Here is a 14499-nt window from a genome sequence, read left to right as displayed (position 1 = left end):
TATGTTAGCACCTCTGCATAAACCGGCATTAGCTAAGGTAAAGGGCTTCAGTTTACTAGAAGTCCTTATTGTCTTGGTGATCATTGCTTTTTCAGTAAATCTCATTACTTATACCGTCAGTGATAGTGATGAGGAAGAGCTCGAAACCATGGCTATGCGTGTGCAGGGGACGATTAATCTTGCATCAGAATTTGCAGTACTAAATCAGGTTGAACTTGGTTTTCACTTAGATAAAGGTGTGATTGAGTTTTTGGTTTTTGACGGTGAGAAGTGGCGAACTTTCGAAGCCGACGATATCTACAAACCAATTGAGCTGCCTGAGCAGTACAAAGTGGAATTAATCTTAGAAGATCTGCCTTGGTCTCAAGATAACTTACTTGAGCAAGCAAATTGGCGAGAGTTGATGAGTGGCGGCGACGACGACAATTTGCTTGAACTTAAAAAGCTCAAGATCCCGCAAGTACTTATTTTATCTTCCGGTGAAGTCAGCGCATTTAGATTAAGTGTGGAAAATAAAGAGCTTCAAGAGCCAATATTTTTTGTCGAAGGTGAATTTATGGCACCAGTAGGGCTGAAGCGGGAACCTGAAGAATGAACGCTAGAAAAAGCTTGGGCTTTACCTTACTTGAAGTCATGGTTGCGCTCAGTATTTGTGCTGTCGCTGGTATTGCTGCAATGCAAGCAACAAGCGAACATATAAACCATATCGGCTCGCTTGAAGAGCAGACCTATGCGTCGTGGGTGGCAGAAAATCGCTTGGTATTTTTGCGTGCGCAAGGTGATGACTGGCATGGGAAGAATGGTAACAAAGGCGAAGAGGAAATGGCCGGGGTCACTTGGTATTGGCAACAGCATATCCAACAAACCGCAGATCCTAGCTTTGTAAAGCTCACCGTGCACGTTTTCCGCGAACCTGAACTCAAAAACTCAGTGTATGACATCACCACTTTTATGTACCGGAGTAAGTAGTGACAGTGCATACACCTCAGCGTGGTTTCACGCTAATAGAAGTATTGTTGGCACTGGCTATTTTAGCGGTGGTGGTGACGGCGACTCACCAAATTTTAGATTCAACGCTGAAGGCCCAAGCTGCATCAGCGGAAAAAATTGCCGAAATTGAAGGTCTACAAACGACTTTCCGCTTGATGGATCAGGATTTTAATCAGATCACTAAGCGAGAAGTCAGAAATGAAGCCGGGGATTTTAGCCCAACTTATATCATCCATGGCCGGTATGAGCTTGAGAGCCAATATGATGGTATCGCTTTTGTTCGTGATGGTTGGACTAACCCTATTAGTTTATTGCCTCGCTCTGAACTGCAGGCAGTGGGCTATCGGGTTATCGATGACAAGCTTGAGCGTATTTATCGAATATACGTTGATCAGCTAGATGGAACAGAGCCCCGCGCGCAGGTCATCTTGGAAGATGTCGAAGAATTAAAGTTTGAATTTTTGGACGACAAACTAAAATGGCAAGCTGATTGGAAGTCGAAATCGTTACCTAAAGCGATTAAAGTGACGTTGCAAAGAAAAGACTCGGATCCAATAAGCCGTTTATTTTTAACGCCAGGCAGTGGTGTCGCTGATGATAAGGGGCAACAGCCATGAAGCAGCAAGGTGCGGCACTCGTCATCGTACTTTTCATCGTTGCATTGGCAGCGACAATTGCCGCTGAAATGGCGAGTAGTTTAATGGTGCAGGTACAAAAGGCCTCGAATATTCAAACTCAGCAACAAGCCAAGTGGTATAGCTATGGTGCTGAGGAATTAGTCAAAAGAGCGTTGATACAAGCGAAAAAAGATGATCCTGATACCGTTAATCTAGACCAGCCTTGGGCTCGTGAAGAAGTGCCTTACCCCGTTGACCATGGTACGTTGAGCGGTAAAGTTACAGACTTACAGGCATGCCTAAACCTGAATGCTTTGAGAGCAAAGTCACAAACAAATGGAAATAACCAAGGTGGTCAGCAGATTGGTGGAAAGAATACTAACCCAGCCCATGCTGCGCTATTGGAGCTTTTGAAGAATATTGAGGATTTGCCGAGTAACGAAAGCGAGGAAGCCCTTGCTGATAGTGTCTACGATTGGCTTGACGAAGATAGCATTACTTACCGCTCAGGGGCAGAAGAAGACGAGTATATGTCTAATCAGACGCCTTATTTAACGGCTAATAATTTGATGGCGTCTGTTAGTGAGCTACGCGTGATTAAGGGCTTTAACCCGCTGGTGATGGAAAAGATTAAGCCTTATGTTTGCGTGATCCCCGGAAGTGAGGAGCTTGCGGTAAACGTCAATACGATATTGCCAGAACAAGCGCTTTTACTCAGTGCGCTTATACCTGGTTTATCGAAGTCAGGTGCTGAAGCTATTATTTCTGCAAGACCAAAAAAAGGTTTTACCGATATTAATGAATTTTACACGGAAGTCGCGAATCAAGGGGTCAAAGACCCTAACAAGACTTCCAAAATTTTTACGATTAACAGCAATTATTTTCAGTTGCGAGCAACAGCTGTGTTTGATGAGCGACGCTTTTCTCTCACATCAATTATAGAAACAAAAGATGGTAAAGCGTACGTGCTTGCTCGTAAATTTGGAGGCGTAGAGTGACAGAACAATTATTGATCCGTGTGGATCAGTCACACCAGGCGACAATACACTGGTTAGTGTGGTCAACAGAACAACAACAAATTATTGCCAGTGGTGAATTAGAAGGGAGTGAACAGCTTGGTAGCCTTGCCGAAAAAGCGCAAACGAGACCGGTTGTTTTGTTACTACCAGCGACTGCGGTACAGTTACGCACGCTAGAATTACCAGCAAAATGGAATAGGAAACTAGAGCAAGCCTTACCGTTTATGCTTGAGGAACATGTCGCGACCGACATCGATGCGCTATTTATCGCAATTGGTAAACCGGGTATGAAAGCCGACACACATACTATCGATGTTGCGATTTGTGATAGCAGTTGGCTACAAAGCTGGTTTAGTACCTTCGATGACGCAGGGATCAGTGTAAGTAAAGCGCTACCAGACGCCTTATGTCTGCCGCTTCATGAAGAGATGACTAGTGCCGTGCAGTTAGGGCAGCAATGGCTATTCAAACACAATGCTTGGCAAGTTGGCACTGCTGAACTTAGCTGGGTTAACGAGTACCTCGCCATTGCGGGTGTTGAGCAGCTGGCGCATTTTAGCCCTGCAAGTGATTTCTCAGAAACGATAGCGCTCACTGCGCAACAACAAGATTACGATTTACCTTTAGCCATCTTCGCGAAATCATTATCAAATATTGATTTTAATTTGCGTCAAGGTCGGTTCGCTGCGAAGAAAAAGCAACCGCAGTGGTGGCGTGATTGGCGCAGTGGCTTAATAGCGGCGAGCGTGGCAGTAGTGAGCTTTATCGCAATTAAAGGCACTCAACTGTATGTAATAAGTCATCAAGCTAATCAGCTAGAAACCCAAGCGGTTGCTATGTATCAACAGGCATTTCCAAATAAAGTAGTGCGTCCGCATTTATTGAAAAAACAGATCCAAAATGAGCTTGATGCTTTATCTGGTACGGAGCAAGGCGGCTTGCTCGAATTAACAAATCATTTTGTGGCCATTTATGAAGAGGTTGATGCTTTCGCTCCTGAAACGCTACGTTACGACAAACGTAGGAATGAACTCAGAATTAGAGCGCGCGCAAAAGAGTTCCAGATATTTGGTCAGGTCAAAGCAATTTTAGAGCAACGCGGTGTAAGCGTTGAACAGGGGGCCCTGAACAATGATGGTGACTTTGTGGTGGGTGAAATTCGTATTCGAGGTGCAGCATGAAGCAGCAAGCAGTTAACTATTGGCGTGGTTTAAAAGAGCAAGAACAAAAACTGCTGATCGTTGCCGGCGTTATTTTTGTCGTTTTTGTTCTGATAATGGGTATATTCAAACCTTTAAATCAGGCTGTCAGCGATGCCGAAGCTAAGCTAAAACGTAATCACGAGCTCGTAAATTGGGTTGGTCAAAGCGTGAATAAGCTGAAATCTAACAGCCCTGCACAGGTGATTAGCGGCGGTAATATCAGCCAGATAGTCAATAACACCCGTGGCCGCTTTCAAATCGATATCAGTAAAATGCAACCTAGTGGCGAAAGCCTGCGTTTAACCATCGATGATGTGGAATTTAATAAACTTGTTGCTTGGATAGATGAACTGACAAATAAGCATGGAGTAAAAGTAGAAAACCTAGACCTTACACAAGGGAATTTACCTGGCTTTGTGCGTGTTAGTCGCTTGGTTTTAGAGAAATAATTATGAAAAAAACACTATCTCTACTCATTATATTTTTACTCGCATTTATTATTTTTAGTGCTTTTACTATGCCAGCAGCGGTGTTGCTGCAAGTTTTTAAAGGTCAATTGCCAGCTAATTTGCAGCTAGGTGCAGTAAATGGTTCTGTTTGGCATGGTCAAGTGAGCGGTGTGAGATTCAATAACATTCAATTGAATCAGGTTCAGTGGGAGCTTGAACCGTCGGCTTTACTACTCGGTGATCTGGCAGGCAATGTACAGTTTGGTAATGCGAGAGATAAAAATGAGATCTCAGGAAAAGCTAATTTCTCATCGAATTTAGTCAGTAAATCAGTGATGGTAAATAATGCCTCACTTCGTTTCAGTGTTGAGCAGGCTATGGATCAAGTAACCCTGCCATTGCCGGTTGATGCCAAAGGGCGTGTTATCGTCAATGTGAAAAAGTACCAAAGTGGTGCACCATACTGTGAAGGGCTAAATGGTGAGATAAGTAGTCCAAATATTGATGTTAAAGGCATGAATGGTTGGTTTAGTATCGGCGACCTTAGTGGCCAGCTCGATTGTAAATCAGGAGATATTGCCGTGCTTGTTGACCCTGAAAATCGTCTGGGCTTACAGGCTGATGCGACACTTGCTGCCAATTTCCAGTTTCGCGTATCTGGTAATATTAAGCCAGATGCAAGTCTACCAAAAGAAGTACACGATGCGGTTAAGTTTTTGGGTAGACCGGATGGCGAAGGTCGTTACCCGGTAAATTTATAATATACTTCTGTCATATCAGACTTTAGTTAATCTAATCTCAGGTTAGTTATTAATATAAAAGTATTTTTGTAGGCGCTGATACGGCGCCTAAGTTCAAGGCAACACTATGCACGACTTCTCTTTTACTGCAGCTGATCAGCTGAATTTAGAAAACTACTTTTCTGCGCGCAAGCTTTCTATTGATATCGCTTTTTTACAAGGATATTTATTTGCTACCTGCATAGACCCGAACGGTATTGAGGTTGATAAGTGGCTTAAGACTTTAACCAATGCGGATCCAGAATTAGATGAGAGTATTGCGTTTGCATTGATGGCCTTACATCATGAGATTTCTGAGCAGGTATACGAAACTGAATTTCAATTGCCTTGGAATAGTGAAACACCACTTGAGCAAAAAATTAATTGGGCCGAAGGATTTTTAATGGCGGCAACGCCCTTTTACGAGCAATTGATGTCCAGTCCGCTCGCCGACGATATTAAACAAGCTTTGCAAGTGAGCACAGAACAACTAGGGCTCTTTGCACTTGGTGAGCAACAGTTAACGATTTACTGTGACAAAATAGGACAGTCACTGGTCGAGTTTCAACTAACTCAAGCGCAATTGGCTGACGAGTTTGCCGCATCTTATGCTGAGTTAGTCGAAGTTGCCGCAGTGAATAGTGGACTATTTGAATAACCTTTATGCGAGATCTAACTCGATAAATGTGCAACCCTGCTGGCATTGCGCCACAGCTCTATTTGACGTTGATTGGCTTAAACTGAGTGCTATGGGTTGCTGACAGCTTGGGCAATTGACAACACGTCCCTGACTAAGCTTTTTGATGAGTGCTTTTTGATCATTAAAGGATTTTGCCGACTTTTTATTTAATTGACTAAAGTCCATTATAATCCCTTTGCTTCATGAATGGCTTGCTCTGCAATTTCACAGATTTTGACGAGATCGGGGCCGTAAAAATACAAGTTATAGTCGTTTTCTTTACAATACTTGAGGTGGAAAAGCCTTACTTTTTCATCTGTTGCAAGGGCTTCATCAATATAGCGCTTTTCGTCATCTGTCATGGTAATTGCTTTTACTACGTTGGCTCTGGCGATTCTTGCAGCCGTACTGCGTTGTACTTTGCTGGACTCGCTTAGCACTTCAACGCCTTGACCGAGTAACCTATCTCTTGGCTCTTTAATCAATGGATGATCCACAGTAAACAGAGCAACGACTATAATGGCTAATACTAAGAATTTTTTCATAATCTGACGCTGATTTGATCTAGCTAACAAAAATCTTGTTCCTAGTGTAATAAACTTGTCTGTCAGGTCGCAACAGGTCTCTCATCATTTATGGTGGGTTTTAGCTCAACTTACTATTAATCATAGGGTTTCAAAGCGTATAATAGTAAGCGCTAAACTATGTCATGGGGCACATTGCAATAGTTTAGCCTGTATTTTTCAAGGTCACTGTAGCAAGTGCATCTCGTTCCAAAGCACTAAGGAGCTTCCATGGAGAACGAAAGAATCAAGGTTAAAAACATACCGTCTGAAGTAAAAATTCAAAAGCCAATAGGTGGCACTGAAGGGAAATCGCTCAATAGCTCTACGCCCGATCGTTTTAATCCTCGTAATCGCATATATGTCCGGGCGGTGTCTGGCCTACATCAACTGCTAAGAAGGCGTATCGGCTTTATTGGTATGTTGGCATTTATGGCTTTACCTTGGTTAAACTTTCACGGCCATCAAGCGGTGTTGTTCGATATTTTTGAGCAGAAGTTCAATATTTTTGGCATGACACTATGGCCACAAGATCTGACTATCTTTGCTTTTATTCTGATGATAGCGGCATTTGCTCTGTTCTTGGTGACCACCTTCTATGGCCGGGTATGGTGCGGCTACACCTGTCCGCAAACCGTTTGGACGTTTATTTTTATTTGGTTTGAAGAAAAATTTGAAGGAACAGCAAACCAACGGAAAAAACTAGATCAGAGACCGATGGATTTTGACAAGTTTTGGCGAAAAACGGCAAAACACGGTAGCTGGATACTCTTTTCACTGTATACCGCAATCACTTTTGTTGGTTACTTTACCCCGATCCGCTCATTGCTCCCTGATTTACTTACTTTTTCAGCAGGTTTTTATTCCGTCATTAGCATCATCGTGTTTACCATTTGTACTTATGGTAATGCCGGTTGGATGAGGGAAATTATGTGTTTACACATCTGTCCTTACTCTCGCTTCCAATCAGCCATGTTTGATAAGGATACGTTTACCGTCGCTTATGATAGCGAACGAGGTGAAAGTCGCGGTCCTCGAGGACGCAAGCAAGATCCAAAAGAGCTAGGTCTAGGAGATTGTATTGATTGTAACCTGTGTGTTCAGGTGTGTCCTACCGGTATCGATATTCGTAATGGTTTGCAATATGAGTGCATCAACTGTGGTGCGTGTATTGATGCCTGTGATGGTGTTATGGATAAGATGAACTACCCGCGCGGATTAATTGCTTACACTACAGAGCGCAATTTAGAATCATCTAGCGAAAAGACCAAACCAGTACGTGGTAAATTAATCGGTTATTTAATGATCCTGGTCGTTATCACTGGTGCATTAGTTGCGAATATTGCGATGCGTAAGCCGATGGATCTTGATATTATTCGGGATAGAAATCAACTTTATCGTGTCAATATTGAGGGATTGGTAGAAAATACCTATACCTTGAAAGTGATAAACAAAGCGCAAGTTGAGCAGAAATTTTCTATTGCAATAACGGGTCTAAGTAATTATCAGGTGATCGGTAAGCATGAGGTGCACTTAGCTGCAGGCACGACATTAGATGTGCCACTCTCTGTTGTGATTGATCCATATGATTTGAAAAAGCCAGTAACCGAATTTGAGTTTGTGCTTATTAACCAAGAAGATCCAGAAGAGCGGCTGGCGCAGCCGACCAATTTCTTCAAAGGAAGATAATAGAGTAAGGTAAAAGCGAGGTATAAAACCTCGCTTTTTTATAAACATTATGAACGATTTTAGTTTTAACGCACTGACACCGGATCTTATTTTAGATGCGATTGAGGCACTTGAGATATATCCTACAACGGGGTTATTGGCCCTGAACAGCTATGAAAACCGTGTTTATCAATTTGGTGCTGAGGACGGCAAGCGTTATGTAGTGAAGTTTTACCGTCCAGCGCGTTGGACGGATGAACAAATTCTTGAAGAGCATGAGTTCGCGCTGGCAGCGAAAGAAGCTGAAGTGCCAGTTGTGGCACCTTTAATTATTGCTGGGCGTAGTCTGCACTTTCATGAAGGTTACCGCTATACGTTGTTTCCAAGCGTTGGTGGACGCCAGTTCGAACTCGATAATCTAGACCACTTAGAAATTTTAGGTCGCTATCTAGGGCGCTTGCATTGTCTGTCGGCTGAGCGAGCATTCGAGCATAGACCACAGCTCAATACCCAGCGTTTTTTGGTTGATGCGCAACAAACACTGCTAAAAAGCCAGCTAGTACCTAGTCATCTACATACTCCATTTGTTACTATTCTTGAGCAAGTTATTAACAAAGCAACCTCAAAGTATCAAGTTACTAAAACACTTCGGCTTCATGGGGATTGTCATGCTGGAAATTTATTGTGGTCTAGAGATCAATTGATGTTGGTGGATCTTGATGATTGTCAGCAAGGCCCTGCAATACAAGACTTGTGGATGATGTTAAATGGCGACCGCAACGAGCAATTGGTACAGTTAGACACCCTGCTTATGGGTTACGAAGAATTTATGCCGTTTGATTCAAAAGAGCTTGCGTTAATTGAGCCGCTACGTGCCATGAGAATGGTGAATTATATGGCTTGGTTGGCACAGCGCTGGCAGGATCCTGCATTCGAACGGAACTTTTCTTGGTTTGCGACAGACAAATACTGGGAACAACAGATCCTAGCGTTAAAAGAGCAATTTGCCGCATTAGATGAACCAAGTTTGAGCCTATTTCCTTAAAATTAGAGAGAGTAACATGCTAAAGAAATTCAGAATCGCATTAGTCGCACTATTTTTGCCTATTGCAGCAATGGCTTCAGACTTTACCGAAGGTGAGCACTACACGACCTTAACAACCGAACAGAGTAAATCAGAGAAAGTTACCGAGTTTTTCTCTTTTTACTGTCCTCACTGTTTCCGCTTTGAGCCAATTGCAAAAGCGATTGAAAAGAATTTACCAAAGGAAGCTCGCTTTGAAAAAAGCCATGTAAACTTCCTACGAGGTATTCCTACAGAGACGCAAAGTAATCTTAGCTATGCCTATATTATTGCCGAGCAAGAAGGCAAAGCGGATGTGATTGCTGAGAAGATTTTCAATACTATTCATGTTGAAAGAAACAAACTGTTAGACATTAAAGATTTGAAAACGCTAATGGAGTTAAATGGGATTTCTGCTGAAAAGTTTGAGCAGGCTGTAACGAGTATGCCTGTCGTGAGTGCTGAAAATAACATGCTTAAAGCACAAAATAAGTTTTCTGACGCGGGTGCACTAACAGGCGTTCCAACTTTTATCGTAAATGACAAATACAGAATCGAAATGAAAGGTATCAAGAGCCAAGAGCAGCTTGATGAATTGATCGCATATCTATTAAAAAAATAAGGACTGGAGAAAGTTAGTATGTTGAAAGTATTAAAAGGCTTAGCGGTTGCACTAATGCTTCCTCTTCTTGCTCAGGCTGCGCCATTTGAAGAAGGTGTGCATTATGAAGTTATTGCCGAGCGTGGCACGAAAAAGCCTGAGGTAATGGAGTATTTTTCTTTTTATTGTCCAGCCTGTAACGCAATGGAAAATTTAATCGTTGACGTTAAACCAAAGCTGGACGAAGGCGTTAAGTTTAAAAAGAGCCATATAGATTTTGTTGGTCCAAGAGAGCCTGAGATCCAACAGGTGTTGGCACAAGCACTTGCAACTGCTGAAGTGCTGCCACAAAAAGACAAGATAGTTGCAGCCATGTTTAATCATATCCATGGCAAGCGCGCAAAAATCAATGAACTTGCTGATGTAAAAGATATCTTTATTGCACAAGGTGTTGAAGAAGAGAAGTTTGATAAACTTTATGCCAGTTTCTCTGTTCGTACTAAAGCTTCAAAAATGCAACGAATGCAGAAGACACTTTCTGATAAAGGCGCGCTAACAGGGGTACCAATGTTCGTGGTAAACGGTAAATACAAGCTATTGCTTCGTGAGTCTGGTACGACTAAGCCTGAGCAAATTGCAGCTTTGGTGAATTATTTAGCAAAGAAATAAAATCTAATTTGTATTAGACTAGCCCTGCAATTGTTGCGGGGCTTTTTTATGTTTAAAGTTTTAGTTTCTAGCTGTTTATTAGGTTATCCGGTGAGGTATGACGCCTCTTCACAAAGCCTTCAAGATAATACCTTGCAGTATTGGCGGCAAAAAAATTGGGTCTTACCGCTGTGCCCCGAAGTATCTGGTGGTTTACCAACACCTCGCCCATCGGCTGAAATAGCAGATGGTAAAGTTTTGAGTAAACAAGGGGATGATTTTACCACCGCGTTTGAACTCGGTGCTAAAAAAGCGCTAGCGGCTTGTCTTCAGCACGATATAAAGTTTGCGTTGTTAAAAGAGTCCAGTCCGTCTTGCGGCAGCAATCTGATTTACGATGGTAGTCATACAGGTAAAAAAATAGTAGGGCAGGGGCTAACGGCGTCTTTATTACAGCAATCCGGTATTCAAGTCTTTAGCGAAACTCAACTGCCAGCACTTATCACAGCGATGGCAGCCAGTCGTTAATCGTTAGAGATCACTTTCTCACTAAGTAAACGCCAGATTCAATATGATGGGTATAAGGGAACTGATCGAAAATTGCCATGCGTGCGATTTTATGTGTTTCACATAACAAGGCTAAATCACGCTCTAATGTGTCTGGATTACATGAGATATAAATAATGTTGTCGTAGTTGCTGACTAAGCGACAGGTTAATTCATCCATACCAGCACGAGGCGGGTCGACAAGAATCGTTTGGCAATCATAGGACTGTAAATCAATACCATCTAATCGAGAAAACTTCTGCCCTTTCATGGCTTGTGTAAACTCTTCACTCGACATGCGAATAATATCTAAGTTATCGACTTTGTTTGCTGCAATATTAAATTGTGCAGACTTTACTGATGATTTAGAGATCTCCGTAGCCAGCACTTTATTGAATGAACCAGCCAACGCAATTGAAAAGTTACCGTTACCACAATAAAGCTCAAGTAGATCGTTGCTTAGCGGTTCACCGATGGACTGCGCCCAAGCTAGCATTTTCTGATTCACTTCCGCATTCGGTTGCGTAAAGCTGTTCTCAACCTGCTGATAAATATACTCTTTACCGTTAACGCTTAGTTTTTCAGTTACATAGTCGTTGCCAAACACAACCTTTTGTTTTCTAGCACGACCGATAAAATCAACTTTATAGGTTTGTTGCAACTCGGCTCTCAATGTCTGCATCGCGGTTTGCCACGCTTCATCTAACTGCTTGTGATAAAGCAAGCTGATCAGTACTTCACCACTCAGTGTCGTGAGGTAGTCGATCTGAAACAGTTTACGACGCAATATTTCGTTGCCTTTCAGCTGATGTATCATCACCTGCATCATTTCATTGACAAGCGGCGCACCAGGATCAAAGCTATCAACACGGATCTTTTCTTTTGTTTGCTGGTCAAACATGATGTGAAACAGATCTTCACCCTCATGCCATACTCTAAATTCACAGCGCTGGCGGTAATGGCGAGTTGCAGATTCATACACTTCAAGTGCAGGTGCATCAAACTGTGCAAATTGTGTTGTGATACGCTCAGCTTTATCTGCTAACTGTTGCTCGTATGCTGAATCATCAATTTTTATTACTGCCATGCTAAAACCATCTATGTTGAATTAAGAGGCGCTATTTTAGGGAGCGTTGCTAATTTGTCCAGTCTAGCATCACTGATGCGTCTGGTTTGCTGTTTTTTTAATCATTATACTTTAGCTTTGCGCAAATATGCCGATAATCTAACTAATATATTGGAGGGCATACCATGAAAATCGGGCAATTAAATCAGTTGCTCAATCCAGCGATGCAGCATAAGCCTGGAAAGAGCAAAGGGATAGGACCAAATATCCAAATTAATTCGGACAGCTATGCGGGGAATAAATCTAAGCTAGCAGCTAAAATTCTTGATGATAAGCTTGCAGAAGCGTTGGGGATTGAGAAGCCGACACAAGATAAAAAAGACAAGCCACTATTTGATTTTGAATCTATTGTCAAAAATGTACTCGATTTTGTTCAGGGGGCAGTGAAGAAAGCCAAAGTCGACGGCAAAAATGATGACGAATTGAAATCCATGCTAGATGGGGCACGTAAGGGCGTGCTGCAGGGTATTGATGAAGCCAGCGAAGAGTTAAAAGGCATGGGCGCTTTCAATTCCGACATCGAAGATGGTATTGAAAAATCACGAGAAGGGATTTTTAAAGGTTTAGATGATTTTGAAAAAGAATTGTTTGAAGAAAAGTCGCCAAAGGCATTAGCGATCAGTGCCGCACAGTTTGCGAGTCTTTCTAATCAGGCTGAATATGCATTTACTACAGCTGAAGGGGATGAAGTCGTTATTTCATTCTCCGATGCGTATGCTCAGGGAGCCGCTGCGAGTGTTGCGCAAAAAGGTAATGATTATGGCATGGCATATGGCACTAAGTCCTCTCACGAAGTCAGTTTCTCAATTAAGGTAAATGGTGAGCTGAACGAAGAGGAGCAGCAGGCAATTAACGATATGATGGAAGATATCCGTAATGTCAGTGATTCTTTTTTCGGTGGTGAATACGATGAAGCTTTCGATTTGGCAAAGTCGCTTAGCTTAAACTCAGATCAGATCACTAATTTCACGATGGATTTAAGACAAAGTAAAACATCTGCTGCGATTGCTCAATATCAGCAAGGCAATCCAATGAAAGACTTAGAGAAGGCATTTATGCCACTGAATAAGCAGTTAGCAGATGTGCAAGAGCAAGCTAAGGGACTCAATGCCGATAATGAGTTGCCAAACCTGCTTGCTTGGATGAATGAAGGTCAGTCGAGACTAAATGAATTTTTGGATTATGCTAGTAGCTTTTTTAGTAAACTGAATGAACTAAATAAAGAGCAAGTTGAGCAAAAACAAACAAGCTAAGCCAGTTTATTTTCGCGAGGACTCATGGCAAACTTCATACTTCATTGATTTGAGGTATGAAGTTTGTCGCATATTTTGGTTTTCGATTCGGGGATCGGTGGCACCAGTGTGCTGTCGCACTTAAAGGTATGTTTGCAGGGGGTTTCATTTAGTTATGTTATGGACAACGCTTTTCTCCCATATGGCCTTCAGCCTCAAGAGCTAATCAAATCACGTATCAAGGGACTTATTCGTTGGCAACAGCAATACTTGGGCAATGTTGATCTTATCGTTATTGCATGTAATACCGCTTCAACATACGCGTTGGAAGAAGCCAGAAAACATACCCAGATTCCAATTATAGGTGTTGTTCCTGCTGTTAAGCCTGCTGCGTCTAGTTCAAAGACCAAGCACATCGCACTATTGGCAACACCGGCAACGTCAAATAATGCTTATACACATAAGCTCATCATGGATTTTACCTCAGGTTGTAAAGTTGAAACTTTGCATTCAACGGAGCTTGTAAGGATCGCTGAGCACTTTTATTGGCATAACGAGTTGGATAAAGAGGCACTTTGCGCGGAAATAGACCGGCTTTACATTCCAGCCACTGTTGATAGGCTCGTGTTGGGATGTACACATTTTCCGTTGATAGCTCACGATATCAAGAATTGCTTACAGAAGCATGTTGAGCTGGTTGATTCTGGCAAAGCAATAGCCAATCGCGCAGTGTCATTGTTGGGAAGTCAAATAGTAGTAGGAGAAAAGGTGCCGAGTGCATCGAAAGTGCGTTTCTATGCAACGGCACCAGTAATGGGTAGTAAAGAAGTAATCTCTATTATTAATTTAAATAAAGATTAATTAAGCGGGTGAGTGATCCATCTCACCTTCAGGCTTTTGCTTTGCTTCTCTTACTTTTAATGTACGTTGTTGAAATTCACGTTCATTGAGTTGAGTAATCGCCTTTTCTGCATCTTGCTTAGACATCTCAACAAAACCAAAACCACGTCGTTTGCCTGTGTTTTTATCCTTAAGTAGGCGAACTGAAAATACTTGCCCTTGCTCTTCGAAAAGCTCGCGGACAACATGTTCGTTGGCTCGATATGGTAGATTACCTACATATAATGTAGTGGTTGATAAGTTTGATTGTTTTTCTTGTTGTGTATCACTTTTTAAAAACTGGCTTATTACGCCACCGATGATAATACCTACGGCAAGCATAAGAGCAGCGTCGAGCTGAGTAGAGCTTAATGCAAGATCAACAATGAAAAAGCTCGCTACTGCAATAACCAAAGTGATCAAAATTGCTTTATGATC

At 42.2% G+C, this 14499-nt stretch carries 19 protein-coding genes (1 of these 19 cut by a window edge); 15 read left to right on the top strand and 4 right to left on the bottom strand.

Annotated features, from left to right (window positions below):
• The first annotated feature begins 1 nt into the window (after position 1).
• From GSF13_RS22835 to GSF13_RS22800, 8 genes are all read left to right on the top strand, one after another.
• Positions 2–595 (top strand): prepilin-type N-terminal cleavage/methylation domain-containing protein, encoded by a 594-nt coding sequence (locus tag GSF13_RS22835; protein WP_010604370.1) that lies wholly within the window; start codon positions 2–4, stop codon positions 593–595.
• Positions 592–969 carry a type II secretion system minor pseudopilin GspI gene (gspI, locus tag GSF13_RS22830; RefSeq protein ID WP_206471521.1) on the top strand — a complete coding sequence of 126 codons (378 nt, stop codon included), beginning with the start codon at positions 592–594 and terminating at the stop codon, positions 967–969. The genes GSF13_RS22835 and gspI overlap by 4 nt, the downstream gene beginning before the upstream one ends.
• Complete coding sequence (gene gspJ / locus GSF13_RS22825; protein WP_010604372.1) at positions 969–1607, top strand: type II secretion system minor pseudopilin GspJ; 639 nt, start codon at positions 969–971, stop codon at positions 1605–1607. The genes gspI and gspJ overlap by 1 nt, the downstream gene beginning before the upstream one ends.
• On the top strand, positions 1604–2605 hold the full coding sequence (gene gspK / locus GSF13_RS22820; RefSeq protein ID WP_099031899.1) for a type II secretion system minor pseudopilin GspK: 1002 nt from the start codon (positions 1604–1606) through the stop codon (positions 2603–2605). Before gspJ ends, gspK begins: the two co-directional genes overlap by 4 nt.
• Positions 2602–3807: a type II secretion system protein GspL gene (gene gspL, locus GSF13_RS22815; protein ID WP_174171059.1), complete on the top strand. Its 1206-nt coding sequence runs from the start codon at positions 2602–2604 to the stop codon at positions 3805–3807. The genes gspK and gspL overlap by 4 nt, the downstream gene beginning before the upstream one ends.
• Positions 3804–4277, top strand: a complete 474-nt coding sequence (locus GSF13_RS22810) for a type II secretion system protein M (protein ID WP_010604375.1) — start codon at positions 3804–3806, stop codon at positions 4275–4277. Before gspL ends, GSF13_RS22810 begins: the two co-directional genes overlap by 4 nt.
• Positions 4278–4279: 2 nt before the next feature.
• Entirely contained in the window at positions 4280–5038 is a 759-nt protein-coding gene (locus GSF13_RS22805; protein WP_010604376.1) for a type II secretion system protein N, read from the top strand.
• A 106-nt stretch (positions 5039–5144) separates the two neighbouring features.
• A complete protein-coding gene (locus GSF13_RS22800; protein WP_174171060.1) occupies positions 5145–5714 on the top strand; it encodes a UPF0149 family protein in 570 nt (189 codons plus the stop codon).
• A 3-nt stretch (positions 5715–5717) separates the two neighbouring features.
• Here GSF13_RS22800 and GSF13_RS22795 read toward each other — a convergent pair whose 3' ends face one another.
• Positions 5718–5921: a hypothetical protein gene (locus GSF13_RS22795; RefSeq protein ID WP_010604378.1), complete on the bottom strand. Its 204-nt coding sequence runs from the start codon at positions 5919–5921 to the stop codon at positions 5718–5720.
• Entirely contained in the window at positions 5921–6280 is a 360-nt protein-coding gene (locus GSF13_RS22790) for a hypothetical protein (RefSeq protein ID WP_026001103.1), read from the bottom strand. The genes GSF13_RS22795 and GSF13_RS22790 overlap by 1 nt, the downstream gene beginning before the upstream one ends.
• 249 nt (positions 6281–6529) lie before the next feature.
• Between GSF13_RS22790 and ccoG the strand changes: the two genes are divergently transcribed.
• From ccoG to GSF13_RS22765, 5 genes are read left to right on the top strand one after another with little or no spacing between them, the layout of a single operon-like run.
• Entirely contained in the window at positions 6530–7987 is a 1458-nt protein-coding gene (gene ccoG / locus GSF13_RS22785; RefSeq protein ID WP_102057652.1) for a cytochrome c oxidase accessory protein CcoG, read from the top strand.
• 49 nt (positions 7988–8036) lie between these two features.
• Positions 8037–9011 carry a serine/threonine protein kinase gene (locus tag GSF13_RS22780; protein ID WP_206471518.1) on the top strand — a complete coding sequence of 325 codons (975 nt, stop codon included), beginning with the start codon at positions 8037–8039 and terminating at the stop codon, positions 9009–9011.
• A gap of 16 nt (positions 9012–9027) precedes the next feature.
• Positions 9028–9651: a thiol:disulfide interchange protein DsbA/DsbL gene (locus GSF13_RS22775; RefSeq protein ID WP_206471517.1), complete on the top strand. Its 624-nt coding sequence runs from the start codon at positions 9028–9030 to the stop codon at positions 9649–9651.
• A gap of 18 nt (positions 9652–9669) precedes the next feature.
• A complete protein-coding gene (locus GSF13_RS22770; protein WP_010604382.1) occupies positions 9670–10299 on the top strand; it encodes a thiol:disulfide interchange protein DsbA/DsbL in 630 nt (209 codons plus the stop codon).
• A 48-nt stretch (positions 10300–10347) separates the two neighbouring features.
• On the top strand, positions 10348–10806 hold the full coding sequence (locus GSF13_RS22765) for a DUF523 domain-containing protein (protein WP_010604383.1): 459 nt from the start codon (positions 10348–10350) through the stop codon (positions 10804–10806).
• A 10-nt stretch (positions 10807–10816) separates the two neighbouring features.
• Here the strand turns inward: GSF13_RS22765 and trmA are convergent, their stop codons facing one another.
• Positions 10817–11911, bottom strand: a complete 1095-nt coding sequence (gene trmA, locus GSF13_RS22760) for a tRNA (uridine(54)-C5)-methyltransferase TrmA (protein ID WP_211867185.1) — start codon at positions 11909–11911, stop codon at positions 10817–10819.
• A 164-nt stretch (positions 11912–12075) separates the two neighbouring features.
• Here trmA and GSF13_RS22755 point away from each other — a divergent pair, with 164 nt between their 5' ends.
• Both GSF13_RS22755 and murI read left to right on the top strand, forming a co-directional pair.
• Positions 12076–13203, top strand: a complete 1128-nt coding sequence (locus tag GSF13_RS22755; protein ID WP_010604385.1) for a DUF5610 domain-containing protein — start codon at positions 12076–12078, stop codon at positions 13201–13203.
• A gap of 63 nt (positions 13204–13266) precedes the next feature.
• Positions 13267–14043, top strand: coding sequence for a glutamate racemase (gene murI, locus GSF13_RS22750; protein WP_211867183.1), 777 nt, complete (start codon positions 13267–13269; stop codon positions 14041–14043).
• On the opposite strand, the gene GSF13_RS22745 is transcribed toward murI, so the two are convergent.
• A protein-coding gene (locus GSF13_RS22745; RefSeq protein WP_102057648.1) for an RNA-binding protein crosses the window boundary here: on the bottom strand, positions 14044–14499 show its 3' portion. Its footprint extends 12 nt past the window's final position; 456 of the gene's 468 nt are visible here — the last part of the coding sequence; its start codon lies off the right edge, out of view — the gene reads right to left on this strand; its stop codon occupies positions 14044–14046.

Source organism: Pseudoalteromonas sp. M8 (assembly GCF_018141365.1).
Lineage (GTDB): Bacteria > Pseudomonadota > Gammaproteobacteria > Enterobacterales > Alteromonadaceae > Pseudoalteromonas.
Note: the sequence above shows the minus strand (reverse complement) of the source record. Positions and strands in the feature narration are given on the sequence as shown.

Excerpts from the sequence above, each read along its gene's own strand:
- GSF13_RS22805 (WP_010604376.1), top strand. The coding sequence starts at position 4,280 with ATGAAAAAAACACTATCTCTACTCATTATATTTTTACTCGCATTTATT.
- gspK (WP_099031899.1), top strand. The coding sequence starts at position 1,604 with ATGAAGCAGCAAGGTGCGGCACTCGTCATCGTACTTTTCATCGTTGCA.
- GSF13_RS22800 (WP_174171060.1), top strand. The coding sequence starts at position 5,145 with ATGCACGACTTCTCTTTTACTGCAGCTGATCAGCTGAATTTAGAAAAC.
- trmA (WP_211867185.1), bottom strand. The coding sequence starts at position 11,911 with ATGGCAGTAATAAAAATTGATGATTCAGCATACGAGCAACAGTTAGCA.
- GSF13_RS22770 (WP_010604382.1), top strand. The coding sequence starts at position 9,670 with ATGTTGAAAGTATTAAAAGGCTTAGCGGTTGCACTAATGCTTCCTCTT.
- GSF13_RS22775 (WP_206471517.1), top strand. The coding sequence starts at position 9,028 with ATGCTAAAGAAATTCAGAATCGCATTAGTCGCACTATTTTTGCCTATT.
- GSF13_RS22755 (WP_010604385.1), top strand. The coding sequence starts at position 12,076 with ATGAAAATCGGGCAATTAAATCAGTTGCTCAATCCAGCGATGCAGCAT.
- GSF13_RS22810 (WP_010604375.1), top strand. The coding sequence starts at position 3,804 with ATGAAGCAGCAAGCAGTTAACTATTGGCGTGGTTTAAAAGAGCAAGAA.
- GSF13_RS22835 (WP_010604370.1), top strand. The coding sequence starts at position 2 with ATGTTAGCACCTCTGCATAAACCGGCATTAGCTAAGGTAAAGGGCTTC.
- GSF13_RS22765 (WP_010604383.1), top strand. The coding sequence starts at position 10,348 with ATGTTTAAAGTTTTAGTTTCTAGCTGTTTATTAGGTTATCCGGTGAGG.
- ccoG (WP_102057652.1), top strand. The coding sequence starts at position 6,530 with ATGGAGAACGAAAGAATCAAGGTTAAAAACATACCGTCTGAAGTAAAA.
- GSF13_RS22780 (WP_206471518.1), top strand. The coding sequence starts at position 8,037 with ATGAACGATTTTAGTTTTAACGCACTGACACCGGATCTTATTTTAGAT.
- GSF13_RS22795 (WP_010604378.1), bottom strand. The coding sequence starts at position 5,921 with ATGGACTTTAGTCAATTAAATAAAAAGTCGGCAAAATCCTTTAATGAT.
- gspI (WP_206471521.1), top strand. The coding sequence starts at position 592 with ATGAACGCTAGAAAAAGCTTGGGCTTTACCTTACTTGAAGTCATGGTT.
- GSF13_RS22790 (WP_026001103.1), bottom strand. The coding sequence starts at position 6,280 with ATGAAAAAATTCTTAGTATTAGCCATTATAGTCGTTGCTCTGTTTACT.